Source organism: Trichlorobacter ammonificans (assembly GCF_933509905.1).
Taxonomy (GTDB): Bacteria; Desulfobacterota; Desulfuromonadia; order Geobacterales; family Pseudopelobacteraceae; genus Trichlorobacter; species Trichlorobacter ammonificans.
Window position 1 is genome coordinate 1,059,830 of the sequence record NZ_OW150024.1, and the last position, 12,779, is coordinate 1,072,608.

Genomic DNA, 12,779 nt, shown 5'->3' on the forward strand with positions numbered 1-12,779 from the left:
GTCAGAACCTCCCGAAGAGGTAGCAGGCGTAGTAGTAGGTGACCGGCGCGGCGAAAAGGATGCTGTCCAGGCGGTCCAGCACACCGCCGTGGCCGGGGATGATGCTGCCCGAATCCTTGACGCCGAAGCTCCGCTTGAGCAGGGATTCGAACAGATCGCCCACCTGGCCGGCGACTCCCACCAGCAGGGCGGTGATCAGGGCGTCGGCGATACCGAGCTGGGGAAAAAACGTGAATTTGGCGATCAGGGTGCCGCAGAGGCTGCCCAGCAGCCCCCCCAGTGCCCCTTCGATGCTCTTGTTGGGGCTCACCGCCGGATAGAGGCGGTGTTTGCCGAAGGCGCTGCCGATGTAGTAGGCGGCGGAATCGTTGGTCATGACGATCAGCATGATCAGGAACAGCCAGGAGGTACCCTGGGGCAGCAGCCGGATCATCACCAGGTGGGCCAGCAAAAACGGGACGTAGAGGAAGGCGGTGCAGACCAGCGCCACCTCCCGGCCGGCCGAGGCGACATCCCGCAGCCGGAACAGGAAATGGAACGCCGCCAGCAGGAAGAACAGCGCCACCGTCATCAGAACGAAGCGGCCGTCGGGCAAAAGCGGCGTGAACACGGCCAAGCCGCCGTACAGGGCAAAGGGCAGCAGTTCCCCCCTGCGTTCCGGCAGTGCCATGGCGAAAAACTCCTGCAGGCCGACGGCGCCGAACAGCACCAGCAGCAGGGTAAAGTGCCAGGGCGCTCCCTTCAGGATGGTCAGGATGACCACCGGCAGCAGCACGCATGCAGTAATGAGTCGCAGGATGGTCAGTTCCTCCCGATCAGTTGGGCGCTGGTCTTGCCGAAGCGGCGCTCGCGAGCCTGGTAGTCGGCCAGGGCACGGTACAACTGATCGATGGTCAGGTCGGGCCAGTTGATGTCGGTGAAGTACAACTCGGCATAGGCCAGTTGCCAGAGCAGGAAGTTGCTGATCCGCATCTCGCCGCTGGTCCGGATCAGCAGGTCCGGGTCAGGCAGCCCCACCGTGTCCAGGTGACGGGCGAACAGCTCCTCCGTGATCCGTTCCGGCGCAAGGCCACCGGTACGCACCTCCTCGGCCAGCCGTACCGCTGCCCGGACGATTTCCTGGCGGCCGCCGTAGGACAGGGCCAGGGTCAGCACCATGCCGGTGTTGCGGGCGGTCTGCTGCAGGGCTTCATCCAGGATCTGGTTGACTTCCCGGGGCAGGTCGTTACGGTTGCCGATGACGTTGAAACGGATGTTGTTCTTCATCATCCGGCCGGTTTCAATACGGATGTACTTCTGCAGGAGCGTCATCAGGGCCCGTACTTCGGTCTTGGGACGGGACCAGTTTTCCGAGGAGAAGGCGAACAGGGTGAGGTAGCCGATTCCCAGGCGGGAGGCCTGCTCAACCACCATCCGTACCGTCTCCACCCCCCGCTGATGCCCGACGATGCGGCGCAGCATCCGCTGTTCGGCCCAGCGGCCGTTGCCGTCCATGATGATCGCCAGATGGCGGGGGAGCTTTGTCGGGTCCAGCTCGGTCATATCAGACTTCCATGACCTCTTTTTCCTTGTGCTGCAGTATCTCGTCCAGTTTGGCGATGGAGGAGTCGGTCAGGGTCTGGACTTCCTTTTCGTACTTTTTCAGGTCGTCCTCGGTGATCGCCTTGTCCTTCTCCAGCTTTTTCAGGTCGTCAATCGCCTTGCGCCGGATGTTGCGTACCGCCACCTTGTGATCCTCGTCCATTTTCCTGAGCCCCTTGACGATTTCCTTGCGCCGCTCTTCGGTCAGCGGCGGCAGGGTCAGGCGGATCAACTTGCCGTCGTTGCCGGGGGTCAGCCCCAGGTTGGCGTTCAGGATCGCCTTCTCAATGGGGCCGATCATCTTGGCTTCCCACGGGGAAATGGTGATGGTGCGCGGTTCCGGTACCGACAGGGTGGCCACCTGGGAGAGGGGGGAGGGGTTGCCGTAGTAGTCGACCCGCACATCGTCCAGAAGTGCGGTGCTGGCCCGCCCGGTTCGGATCTTCTGGTATTCCTTGCGCAAGTCCTCCACGGTTTTTTCCATATGGGACTTCATGTCGGCGATTACGGTTTTCGGCATGGTTCGTCTCCTTGTACGATGGTTCCTATGGCTTCGCCGCCGATCACTTTCTTGATATTGCCGGGAGTGGTCAGGTCAAAGACGATGATCGGCAGGTTGTTGTCCATGCAGAGCGAGGTGGCGGTGGCATCCATCACCTGCAGCCCCTGCTGCAATACCTCGATGTAGCTGAGTTCCGTGTAGCGGACCGCCGCGGGGTCCTTTTTGGGGTCGGCGGAGTAGACGCCGTCCACCTTGGTCCCCTTCAGGATCACCTGGGCGTTGATCTCCATGGCCCGCAGGGAGGCGGCGGTGTCGGTGGTGAAGTAGGGGTTGCCGGTGCCGGCGCCGAAAATGACCACCCGTCCCTTTTCCAGGTGGCGGACCGCCCGGCGACGGATGTAGGGCTCGGCCACCTCCTGCATGGCAATGGCGGACTGTACCCGGGTGGAAACCCCCAGTTTTTCCAGGGCATCCTGCATGGCCAGTGAGTTGATTACCGTGGCCAGCATCCCCATGTAATCGGCGCTGGCCCGGTCCATCCCCTTGGAAGAGGCGGCCAGGCCGCGGAAGATGTTGCCGCCGCCGATCACCAGGGCGAGTTGCACGCCGTCCTCCACAACGTCGCGGATCTCCGTCGCAATGGCGCCTATGGTTGCGGGATCAATACCGTACCCCTGGTCGCCGGCCAGTGACTCACCCGACAGCTTCAAGAGTACCCGTTTATAGGATTGACGGCCCATGAAAGCCTCCTGATACGACAACGCCGGCTGTGTGGGCCGGCGTTGTGGGATTATTTACTGACCGGCCACCGCCGCCACCTCGGCGGCAAAGTCCGTTTCCTTCTTTTCAAGTCCCTCACCCAGTACGAACTTGGCAAACTGTTTCAGGGTAACGGTACCGCCCAGCGCCTTGGCGGTTTCCGCCAGGTACTGCTGCACCGACTTGTCCGGGTCCTTGACGTAGGCCTGCTCCAGCAGACAGATATCGCCGTAGAACTTGTTGACCTGGCCTTCGATAATCTTTTCGATGATATTTTCCGGCTTGCCGGTCTGGCGGGCTTTGTCGCGGTAAATCTCCTTCTCCCGCTCCAGGACGTCCGCGGGCACTTCGGAGCGCTGAACGTAGAGCGGGGAGGCGGCAGCGATATGCATGGCCACATCCTTCAGGAAGGTGGCCAACCGCTCGTCCTGGGCGGCAGCGGCGTTATCGCAGCAGGCCTCAACCAGTACGCCGATTTTGCCGCCGGCGTGGATGTAGGAACCAACGGCACCGGACTCGGCGGTGAAGGTGGCGAAGCGACGGATCTGCATGTTTTCGCCGATGACGGCAATGGCTTCGGTCAGCAGAGTCTGGACGGTCTTGCTGCTGTCCCCGGCAAAGGGCTGGGCCAGCAGTTCGTCGAGGGTTGCCGGCTTCTTCGCCAGCACATGGTCGACCACCTGCTTGACGAAGTCCTGAAATTTGTCGTTCTTGGCCACGAAGTCGGTTTCGCTGTTGATCTCCACCAGCACACCGGCATTGCCGCTGACAGCAGTGGCAACCATTCCTTCGGTGGCGGCCCGGCCGGCTTTCTTGGAAGCGGCGGCAAGGCCTTTCTTACGCAGGTAGTCAATGGCCTGCTCCATGTCGCCGCCAACTTCTTCCAGGGCTTTTTTGCAGTCCAGCATGCCGGCGCCGGTGGCTTTTCTCAGTTCGTTGATCTGTGCAGCAGTGATTGCCATGGTCGTTTATCCTCCGGACCACGCGGACGTGGTCAGTTGAAAATTCGTAAAAATCAGGTGGAGCTGCCTCAGGGGTTAGTCGGCAGATGCCTCGCAGGCAACGTCGTCGCCGATGGCCGCTTCCAGTTCGTCGGAGCCTTCGGCATCGGTCTGCAGGGCGGTGGTGCGGGCTTCGGCACCCTCGATGACCGCGTCGGCGATCTTGGCGGCCAGCAGGCGGATGGCGCGGATGGCGTCGTCGTTACCGGGGATGACGTGGTCGATCAGGTCCGGGTCGCAGTTGGTGTCAACCACGGCAACCACCGGAATGCCCAGTTTCTTGGCTTCCTGAACGGCGATCTCCTCGTTCTTGGGGTCGATGACGAACATCAGGCTGGGCAGCTTGTTCATGTTTTTGATGCCGCCCAGGATCTTCTCCAGCTTCTCGCGCTCCTTGTCCAGCTTGAGAGCTTCCTTCTTGGTGTAGGCTTCGATGGTGCCGTCTTCGAACATCGCCTCGATCCGCTTCAGGCGCTCGATGCTCTGCTTGACGGTGGAGAAGTTGGTCAGCATGCCCCCCAGCCAGCGCTGGTTGACGTAGTACTGGCCGCAACGGGCCGCTTCTTCGGCGATGGAGTCCTGGGCCTGCTTCTTGGTGCCGACGAACAGCACGGTGCTTCCCTGCTCCACGGAATCCTTCACGAAGCTGTAGGCGGACTTGAAGTAGCGGACGGTCTTCTGCAGGTCGATGATGTAGATACCGTTGCGTGCCCCGAAGATGTAGGGCTTCATTTTGGGGTTCCAGCGCTTGGTCTGGTGGCCGAAATGGACACCGGCTTCCAGCAGTTCCTTCATGCTGATGCTTGACATTGGTTCTTCTCCTTCGTGTGTGGGTTTTTGTTTTCCTCCGCCCGCGCCTTCTCCCCGGAACCCCTGACGGGGCACCCCCGGTTCGGACGTGGCGTGCGAAATGAAAGAGCAATCTTTTAGCACAGCAACAGCATGAAAATCAACGGGAAAATGGCGTCACGCCGCGGTCGCCGCGCGGATCAGCCAGGTGGCGTTGACCGGCGCGGCGCCGGTTTGGGCGAGGTGCGAACCGAGCAGCGGTTCGGCCGCCTGCCGCCACCCGGCGTCATTGGTCAGTTCCGCCAGTTGCAGCAGGTTCTGCAGCAAAACAGCCGGGCCGGAAGGGGTGACGCCGTCGTGGCAGAGAGCCCGGTTCACCGGCAACTGTTCCCTGTCGTTACCGGCCATCAGCAGGCCGTTCCGGTCGTCGCGAAACAGTCGCAAGGCCTCGCGGCAGAGTTGGTCGGCCCGCTGCAGGTCGCCGGTATCCCCGTTCGCCCTGAACAGCTCCAGGTGTCCCCAGGCCAGAAAGGCGTAATCCTCCAGAAAGGCGGGAACGCTGCCGCTGCCGGAGCACCAGCTCCGCAGCAGCCGTCCGTCGTCACGGGTGAGGGCCCTATGGATGAAGGTCGCTGCCCGGCGGGCGGCGGTGAGCCATGCTTCGGCGCCGGTCAGTGCCGCTCCCCGGGCAAGGGCGGCGATCATCAGACCGTTCCAGGCAGTGAGGATTTTCTCGTCCCGCAGCGGCTGCTCCCGCCTGTGCCGTGCCGCCAGCAGCACCTGCCGTGCCGCTGCCAGCCGGGCCGCTTCCGCCGGGTCGGCGGGGGGGCGGCGCAGGAACAGGACATTCTCCCCCGGTTCCTCGAAGTTCCCCCCGGCGGTCACGCCGTAACAGTCGCAGAAAAGGCCGGCGTCGTCCCCCAGCAACTCGTTGATCTCCTCCTTGTGCCAGACGTAGCAGGCCCCTTCCCGTCCCGATGAGTCGGCATCCAGTGCGCAGTAGAAGCCGCCGTCCGGCGCAGTGAGGTCGCGCAGCACAAAGCCGATCAAATCCTCTGCCATCTCCCGGTACTGCTGATCAGCGGTCAGGGCGAACGCCTCAAGGGCGGCATAGGCCACCAGGGCCTGGTCGTAGAGCATCTTCTCGAAGTGGGGCACCAGCCAGTGCCGGTCGGTGCTGTAGCGGTGGATGCCGCCGCCCAGCTGGTCCCGGATGCCGCCGGCTGCCATGGCCCGCAGGCTTGCCAGGGCCGGCTCCCGCTCCGCCGGGTCGGGGCGGGAGAGCAACAGGAGCAGGTAGGTGGGCATGGGAAACTTGGGGGCGGAGCCGAACCCGGGATGGTTCCGGTCGTAAATCCGCTGCAGGGTGGCAGCGGCTTGGTCGGCCAGGAGGGCCGGGTCGGCGGTGTCGGCAGCCTCTCCGCCGTGGTCCTGCCGGAGCGCCGTCATCAGCGATTCGGCGTTCCGTTCCACCGCATCCTGGCGGTGCTGCCAGACGCCTGCGAGGTTTTCCAGCAACTCCAGGAAGCCGGGCATGCCGCCCCGGGGCTCTTTGGGGAGGTAACTGAAGGCGTAGAACGGCGTGCCGTCGGGCTTGAGCAGGCAGTTGAGCGGCCAGCCCCCCCGGCCGGTAAGGGCCTGGCAGGCAGCCATGCAGAACTCGTCCAGATCCGGCCGCTCCTCCCGGTCTACCTTCACCGGTACAAAAGCGTGGTTGAGGATGTCGGCCACCTCTTCATCCTCGAACGATTCGTGGGCCATGACGTGGCACCAGTGGCAGGTGGCGTAGCCGATGGAGACGAACAGCGGCAGATTGCGGCGGCGAGCCTCCTCCCAGGCTTCCTCCCCCCATTCACGCCAGTCCACCGGATTCTCGGCATGTTGCAGCAGGTAGGGGGAATGGGAAAAGATCAGCCGGTTGAACCGTGGTCCGCCGTCGGGGGGGAGGGTGGAGCGGTCAAGGACCAGCAGGTTATGCAGATCATGGTTGGTCATTGATGTGATCCTCTGCTCGTAGTTTATCATAGAATGTTACTTGTTTTGCATGTCAGAGGTGGTATAGTAACGGTACTTAAAACGGTACTGTTGGAGGGGGTATGAACGCACTAACTGCACAAGAGCTGAAACGTCGTGGCGTGGCAGCGGTTGAAGAGTTGCTGGGTAATGGTCCGGTCCATGTTATCAAACGAAATCGTCCCGCCTTTGTAGTGTTAAGTGAAGAGGAATATGCAAAACTTTCCAGTGGTTATGGAGAGCCGGCCGTGGAGGGGTGGACGGTTTCCGATCTATTCAGCCGTCCGGCTTGGGGTTCCAGAACGAAGGAAGAGCTTGATGCTCGTCTGAAGGAAGAACGGGATGCCTGGGGCGATTAATGACCATTGTCCTTGATGCCTGCATAATCATGTATTGGGTTGAAGGAGTGGAACCTTACTACTCCCGTGTAGCCAGCTACATAAAACAGCTGGAGGGTGAGCAGCCCCGCGTGAGTTATGCTGTCTCACGGATCAGCCTGCTGGAATGTCTGGTAAAGCCGGTGCGGGATAACGAGATGGAGTTGCTGCAGCGTTATGGTGAATTTTTCGCTTCACGGAACCTGCGGATTATCGAGTTGTCTCCCGGTGTGATTGACCGAGCCATACAGGTGCGGGCCTTTTGCAATCTGAAAACGGCTGATGCCATGCAGGCTGCTTCGGCATTAAGTCTTAAAGGTCCGGTCTGTTTTGTTACCAATGACAAACGCTTTGGAGTCGTGCCTGGTCTGAGTATACGCATGTTGCCGGAATGAAAGGAAATTTCATGTTCGACTATACCGAACGTCCCGATCTTGCCACGTTCGCCTGCACCAGCGGTGCCTCACGGGGGCGCCGGTATGCCGAAGAGTCCGGCGATCCCCGTCCTGTGTTTGAGCGTGACCGCGACCGGATCATCCACTGCGCCGCCTTCCGCCGTCTGGAATACAAGACCCAGGTGTTCCTGAACCATGAAGGGGATTATTACCGCACCCGGCTGACCCACTCCCTGGAGGTGGCCCAGATCGGCACGGCCATTGCCCGGCGGCTGCGGCTGAACGAGGACCTGACCGAAGCCCTGGCCCTGGCCCACGACCTGGGACACACCCCCTTCGGCCATACCGGGGAGGAGGTGCTGAACCAGCTCATGCAGGGGTATGGCGGGTTCGAGCATAACTATCAGTCGTTCCGGGTCGTTGACGAGCTTGAGGAGCGGTATCCTGAGTTCGACGGCCTCAACCTCTCCTGGGAGGTGCGGGAGGGGATTCTCAAGCACTCATCCCCCCACGACGTTCCCACGGTGGTGCTGGAGGAGTTTCTCCCCGGCACGGTCCCTTCCATCGAAGCGCAGATCATCAACTATGCCGACGAGATCGCCTACAACAACCACGATATCGACGACGGCCTGAAATCAGGCTACCTGACCCTGGAGATGCTGCAGCAGGTGGAGTTGTGGCAGCGTGAGATCCGGCGGGTGAAGGAGCGGTATCCGGCCATCGACGACAAGCGGCTGGTGGCCCGCACCGTCAGCAGCCTGATCGGCATGCAGATCGCCGATATCTGCGAAACCACGCTGGCCAATATCCGGCAGCACGGTATCGGCAGTCTGGATGACCTGCGCCGGGTGAACCGGGTGGTGGTGCACTTCAGTCCCCGGGTTGAGGAAGAGAACCTGGCACTGAAGAAGTTCCTGAAGGAGAAACTCTACCGCCATCACAAGGTGGACAAGATGCGGGTCAAGGCCGAGCATGTATTGTCGCGGCTGTTTGAGACCTATGTCAAACGGCCCAACCTGCTCTCGCCGAAATACCACCGCCGGATTGACCGCAGCGGCGTGGAGCGGACCGTGGCCGACTATCTGGCCGGTATGACCGACCGCTATGCGCTGGATGATTACAAGGCATTGTTTGAGACGTTTGAAAGAGTGTGACTTGACGCATACCGTTGATGACGTATAGCATACATCATACATGGGGGTGTGCTATGAAAAGAACAACCATTTTTGCGGATGAATACCTGCTGGATGATGTGAAGAACCTGGCGCGGCAGAAAAACACCAGCGTTGCCGAGGTGGTGCGGGAGGCGCTTGAGCGCTATGTGGCGGAGAACCGCCCTGCTGTCGGTACGTCGCTTTCCTTTGTCGGCATTGGTGAAGGCACTGACGCTACGGTTGCCGAACGGCATGAGGAGTTGTTGTGGCAAAAGTGATCTCTCTTGCGCCGGTGGTCATGGATACCGGCATCATCTATGCCCTGGCCGACCGTCGTGATGCCTGGCATCACCGTGCCGTTGCCTGGCTGGGCAGTTTCAAGGGCCGTCTGGTGGTGCCGGTGACGGTGGTTCCGGAAGCCTGTTATCTGTTGAACACCCACCTTTTTCCCGATGCGGAAGCTGCCTTTGTCCGTTCCCTTGCCACCGGTGAGCTGAAGCTTGAGCAGGTGGATGAGGCGGATATGGCCCGCGCCCTGGAGTTGCTGACAACCTATGCCGACGCCAACATCGGGCTGGTGGATGCTACGGTGGTTGCCGTTGCCGAACGACTGAAGGCCGCCACCATCCTCACCACCGACCACCGCCATTTTTTCCTGATCCGCCCGAAGCATAGAGAGCGGTTTCTGCTGGAACCGGAGGGATAAAGTGAAAGTTGGGGCGCCCTGTTCCGGATAAATGCTCTATTTGGGAAGATCACCGGTTCACGCACGCGTGCGCGTGAACCGGTCAATAACGAGTTGGTCATTTAATTGAGGAGCGTTATCATGCCCATTGGAAAGTCTATCCGTGTCTACCTAGCTGACTCCACAGTTACTGGAATCCGGTACGCGGAGCTTGTAAATTGGACTGGGCAAGCAATTGCCTGTCCACGCAACAGATTGGGGGAACTTTCCTCTTGGCCAGAGGCAAGCAAGCCCGCTGTATATCTTCTGTTTGAGGCTCGTTTAGGTGACTCAAAGCCGCTTGCATACATAGGCGAATCTGAGAACGTTGCAGAGCGGCTGACAACTCATGACCGTAAGAAGGAGTTCTGGAACGAAGTCGTTATCTTCTCAAGCAAAGACGAAAATCTTACTAAGGCGCACGTGAAGTATCTGGAATCCACGCTTGTTACTCTTGCAAACCAAGCGGATCGGTATGAGTTAGAGAACGGCAACACGCCAACCGAGTCAAGCCTCCCTCGTGCAGACCGAGACGCGATGGCTGAGTTCGTTGAAAACGTCAGAATGGTACTGGGAACCCTTGGCTATCCAATTCTGGAGCCACTAATTAGACTTTTACCAGTTGCAAAAACTGACTCTACAGAGACAACAGAAGAAACATTAAAGGGAAAGTCGCTTATCGACCTCAACTTCCGAGTTAACAACCTAACGGCATGCGGCGCAGTTACAGACGAAGGCTTTGTCTTAAAAAAGGGCTCACAGCTTTCCAGAGTGAACACCGATAGTGCGGGCATGAAAGTAGCGAAGCACAAGGACCAGTTGCTGGCTGAAGGAAGGATAATCTCAGAAGGAGATTACCTCGTTTTAAATGAAGACGTATTGGTCAGTTCTTCAAGTTACGCTGCTGTTATGGTCGCGGGAACATCTCGGAGTGGTCCTCAGAGTTGGATTACGTCTGATGGGCGCACCTTGAAGGCAATCGAGGATATGGCAGTTTCAGGCGTCCAACCCTTAGGCAAACCGGCACAGACATAAAGTACCAACCAGGAAGTAAGACCGGGCCTTAAAACCCGCCCGGCCAACTCCCACCACGTTGATAAACACAAAACCAAACAGATCAGTCGAAACGAAAGCATCACATGCAAGGGAGTTTTTCATGAGCCTCGACTTCTCATCATTGGCAAATGCCATTGGCCAACTGGAAAAAAGCATCAGTTTTGCAACATCTGACATGGCTAAACAGAATGATGAGCTGTTTGAGCAGTTACGCAATTCTGTCATCCAGTGCTTTGAGTTTACCTACGAACTGAGCTGGAAAATGCTCAAGCGCTATCTGGAGGAAACCGCTGCAAGCCCTGACGAAATTGACACCAGTGCCTTCCAGAACCTGATACGGATGGGCAATGAGCAAGGCCTGCTGCGTTCGGACTGGTCGCGCTGGAAGGTATATCGTCAGGCCCGCACAATCAGCAGTCATGCCTATGATGCGGACAAAGCCGGCAAGGTGTACGAAATAGCGCCGGACTTTCTGGAAGAAGCCAGGTATCTCCATGCTCAGTTGATGAAAAAAGATCAGACACTATGAGCGCCGCGCACGACATTCCCCCGATTACGATCAGCCAACAGGATTGGCATGAGGTTCGCCGGGTTCTTTCACACCATCTGCCCGGCTATACCGTCCTGGCGTTTGGCTCTCGTGTTGCGGGTACTGCAAAGCCTTATTCTGATCTTGATCTGGTAATTCAGGCAGAGCAGCCATTAACCCTTGAGAATATGGCGACAATCAAAGATGCCTTTGATGAATCCGACATGACGATTCGGGTGGATATTGTTGATTGGGCTGCAACCGGCGATCTGTTTCGAAAAATCATACAGCAGCAGTCTGTGGTGATTCAGCAGGCGGTGAGACAGTAACCGGATGAATGCGTTTCTGAAGCAACGTATTCACCAGCAGGCGCTGTATGTCTGAAATGCAATTCATCAAAGGTGTGAATACATGAAAGAACCTGTTATCCCCGCACGTTACGATTTTTTCGCCTTCCTGGCACGGATGCAGTACATCAGCCGCTGGGGACTGATGCGCAATACGCAAGCCGAGAACATCAAGGAACACTCCCTGGATGTGGCCATGCTGGCCCATGCCCTGGTGGTGATCCGCAACACCTTCTTTGGTGGCGAGCTGGATCCCGGCCGGGCGGCCCTCTACGCTATTTTTCACGATGCCAGCGAGATTTTTACCGGCGACATGCCGACGCCGGTGAAGCATTTCAACCCGCGCTTCAAAAGATCATTCCACCAGCTTGAGGATCGCGCCCGCAAGAAGTTGCTGGCCATGCTGCCGCCGGAGCTGACTTCGGTCTACGAGCCGCTGTTTTTCTTTGAAGAGCAGGATGCGCAGTACAAGCCGCTGATCAAGGCCGCTGACAAGATCGCCGCTCTGATCAAGTGTCTTGAGGAGGAAAAATCCGGCAATCTGGAGTTCAAGCGGGCCGGTGAAGAGCACCTGGAAAACCTGCGTAAGAGCCCGCTGCCGGAGGTGATCTATTTTCTGGATCATTTCCTGCCCGGCTACCGGTTGTCGTTGGACGAACTGCACCTGGGCTGACACCGATGGCCTTTCTGCTCCGGCGTCAGGACGACAACGGCCACCGCTTCACTGTGGGGAGCTGGCCGGACCGGGCCGGAGCGGAACAACGGCTGGCGGAACTGACCCGCTGTCTGCACAAGCAATTCTACTGGATAGAAGAGACCGGCAAGGAAGCTGTTGCGGAGGAGGACCCATGTGGCGGCCCCGTGATCCCGAGCTGATGATCGGACAGGTGTCCCCCCGGCTTCTGCCGCTGGTGGCTGCGGCAGTTCGCGGTGAGGGGTTTGCTCCCCTGCTGGCGGCCGCGGCCGAGGTCGCGGAGGAGCTGGCCGGTGAGCGGCCGGCCGCCTGCGCTGCCGGCTGTGATTACTGCTGTGTGCTGAACGTGGCGGTGCTGCTGCCCGAGGCTGCGGTGATCGCCGACCGGCTGAAAGAGCATGTGCCTCCGGTAGAACTGGCAGTGATGCAACAGCGCCTGGCAAGCCAGGCCCTGCGGGTACGCTGGATGGAGGACAGTGAGCGGATTCACCGTCGCGTTTCCTGCCCGTTCCTTGACAGCAGTGGCTGCTGTGGCATCTACCCGGTGCGTCCCCTGGCCTGCCGCAGTCTTACCTCTCTGGAGCGCGACGCCTGCTGCGTAGCGCTGGATTCCAGTCTGAGCGATCAGGCGGTGGCAGTGCCGGTGGACGGCTTCCGTCAGTCGGTATTCGATGGTGTCTTTTGTGCGCTGGCGGATGCACTGGAACAGCACGGTATCATGAACCGCAGTATTGAGCTCAGTGCCGGGGTGGCGGCATTCCTGGCCAAGCCCGAGCTGCTTCACGATCTGGTACAGGGAAGGCGTCTGCCGGAGCGGCTCTGGGAGTAGCCACCTCCGGAGCACCGCTCCATCAGGTT

At 59.5% G+C, this 12,779-nt stretch carries 18 protein-coding genes; 11 read left to right on the forward strand and 7 right to left on the reverse strand.

The genetic code is table 11. The features are described 5' to 3' along the window. Position 1 precedes the first annotated feature (1 nt). The 7 genes from RAK07_RS04770 to RAK07_RS04800 all read right to left on the reverse strand — a co-directional run bounded on the left by RAK07_RS04770 (position 2) and on the right by RAK07_RS04800 (position 6,627). Positions 2-799 carry a phosphatidate cytidylyltransferase gene (locus RAK07_RS04770; RefSeq protein ID WP_305733479.1) on the reverse strand — a complete coding sequence of 266 codons (798 nt, stop codon included), beginning with the start codon at positions 797-799 and terminating at the stop codon, positions 2-4. Between the two features lie 2 nt (positions 800-801). Then, positions 802-1,542 carry an undecaprenyl pyrophosphate synthase gene (gene uppS / locus RAK07_RS04775; protein WP_305731698.1) on the reverse strand — a complete coding sequence of 247 codons (741 nt, stop codon included), beginning with the start codon at positions 1,540-1,542 and terminating at the stop codon, positions 802-804. 1 nt (position 1,543) lies between these two features. Then, the gene (gene frr, locus RAK07_RS04780) at positions 1,544-2,101 is read right to left on the reverse strand and encodes a ribosome recycling factor (RefSeq protein WP_305731699.1); all 558 of its coding nucleotides are present in this window, start codon (positions 2,099-2,101) and stop codon (positions 1,544-1,546) included. Beyond that, the gene (gene pyrH, locus RAK07_RS04785) at positions 2,086-2,823 is read right to left on the reverse strand and encodes a UMP kinase (RefSeq protein ID WP_305731700.1); all 738 of its coding nucleotides are present in this window, start codon (positions 2,821-2,823) and stop codon (positions 2,086-2,088) included. The genes frr and pyrH overlap by 16 nt, the downstream gene beginning before the upstream one ends. Positions 2,824-2,877: 54 nt before the next feature. Next, positions 2,878-3,804 carry a translation elongation factor Ts gene (tsf, locus tag RAK07_RS04790; RefSeq protein WP_305731701.1) on the reverse strand — a complete coding sequence of 309 codons (927 nt, stop codon included), beginning with the start codon at positions 3,802-3,804 and terminating at the stop codon, positions 2,878-2,880. Between the two features lie 75 nt (positions 3,805-3,879). Beyond that, the gene (gene rpsB / locus RAK07_RS04795; RefSeq protein WP_305731702.1) at positions 3,880-4,653 is read right to left on the reverse strand and encodes a 30S ribosomal protein S2; all 774 of its coding nucleotides are present in this window, start codon (positions 4,651-4,653) and stop codon (positions 3,880-3,882) included. A 156-nt stretch (positions 4,654-4,809) separates the two neighbouring features. Next, the gene (locus RAK07_RS04800) at positions 4,810-6,627 is read right to left on the reverse strand and encodes a thioredoxin domain-containing protein (protein ID WP_305731703.1); all 1,818 of its coding nucleotides are present in this window, start codon (positions 6,625-6,627) and stop codon (positions 4,810-4,812) included. Positions 6,628-6,728: 101 nt separating this feature from the next. Here RAK07_RS04800 and RAK07_RS04805 point away from each other — a divergent pair, with 101 nt between their 5' ends. The 11 genes from RAK07_RS04805 to RAK07_RS04855 all read left to right on the forward strand — a co-directional run bounded on the left by RAK07_RS04805 (position 6,729) and on the right by RAK07_RS04855 (position 12,750). After that, complete coding sequence (locus RAK07_RS04805) at positions 6,729-7,004, forward strand: type II toxin-antitoxin system Phd/YefM family antitoxin (protein WP_305731704.1); 276 nt, start codon at positions 6,729-6,731, stop codon at positions 7,002-7,004. Beyond that, positions 7,004-7,417 (forward strand): type II toxin-antitoxin system VapC family toxin, encoded by a 414-nt coding sequence (locus RAK07_RS04810; protein WP_305731705.1) that lies wholly within the window; start codon positions 7,004-7,006, stop codon positions 7,415-7,417. Before RAK07_RS04805 ends, RAK07_RS04810 begins: the two co-directional genes overlap by 1 nt. An 11-nt stretch (positions 7,418-7,428) precedes the next feature. Next, positions 7,429-8,571, forward strand: a complete 1,143-nt coding sequence (locus RAK07_RS04815; RefSeq protein ID WP_305731706.1) for a deoxyguanosinetriphosphate triphosphohydrolase — start codon at positions 7,429-7,431, stop codon at positions 8,569-8,571. A gap of 53 nt (positions 8,572-8,624) precedes the next feature. Beyond that, on the forward strand, positions 8,625-8,849 hold the full coding sequence (locus tag RAK07_RS04820; protein WP_305731707.1) for a ribbon-helix-helix domain-containing protein: 225 nt from the start codon (positions 8,625-8,627) through the stop codon (positions 8,847-8,849). After that, positions 8,837-9,277, forward strand: coding sequence for a type II toxin-antitoxin system VapC family toxin (locus RAK07_RS04825; RefSeq protein WP_305731708.1), 441 nt, complete (start codon positions 8,837-8,839; stop codon positions 9,275-9,277). The genes RAK07_RS04820 and RAK07_RS04825 overlap by 13 nt, the downstream gene beginning before the upstream one ends. Positions 9,278-9,397: 120 nt before the next feature. After that, the gene (locus RAK07_RS04830) at positions 9,398-10,330 is read left to right on the forward strand and encodes a GIY-YIG nuclease family protein (RefSeq protein ID WP_305731709.1); all 933 of its coding nucleotides are present in this window, start codon (positions 9,398-9,400) and stop codon (positions 10,328-10,330) included. 121 nt (positions 10,331-10,451) lie between these two features. Next, a complete protein-coding gene (locus RAK07_RS04835; protein ID WP_305731710.1) occupies positions 10,452-10,880 on the forward strand; it encodes an HI0074 family nucleotidyltransferase substrate-binding subunit in 429 nt (142 codons plus the stop codon). Further along, positions 10,877-11,209, forward strand: a complete 333-nt coding sequence (locus RAK07_RS04840) for a nucleotidyltransferase family protein (RefSeq protein WP_305731711.1) — start codon at positions 10,877-10,879, stop codon at positions 11,207-11,209. Before RAK07_RS04835 ends, RAK07_RS04840 begins: the two co-directional genes overlap by 4 nt. An 82-nt stretch (positions 11,210-11,291) precedes the next feature. Next, entirely contained in the window at positions 11,292-11,900 is a 609-nt protein-coding gene (yfbR, locus tag RAK07_RS04845) for a 5'-deoxynucleotidase (protein WP_305731712.1), read from the forward strand. A 5-nt stretch (positions 11,901-11,905) separates the two neighbouring features. After that, positions 11,906-12,103, forward strand: coding sequence for a hypothetical protein (locus tag RAK07_RS04850; RefSeq protein ID WP_305731713.1), 198 nt, complete (start codon positions 11,906-11,908; stop codon positions 12,101-12,103). After that, on the forward strand, positions 12,076-12,750 hold the full coding sequence (locus tag RAK07_RS04855; RefSeq protein WP_305731714.1) for a YkgJ family cysteine cluster protein: 675 nt from the start codon (positions 12,076-12,078) through the stop codon (positions 12,748-12,750). The genes RAK07_RS04850 and RAK07_RS04855 overlap by 28 nt, the downstream gene beginning before the upstream one ends. Positions 12,751-12,779: the final 29 nt, after the last annotated feature.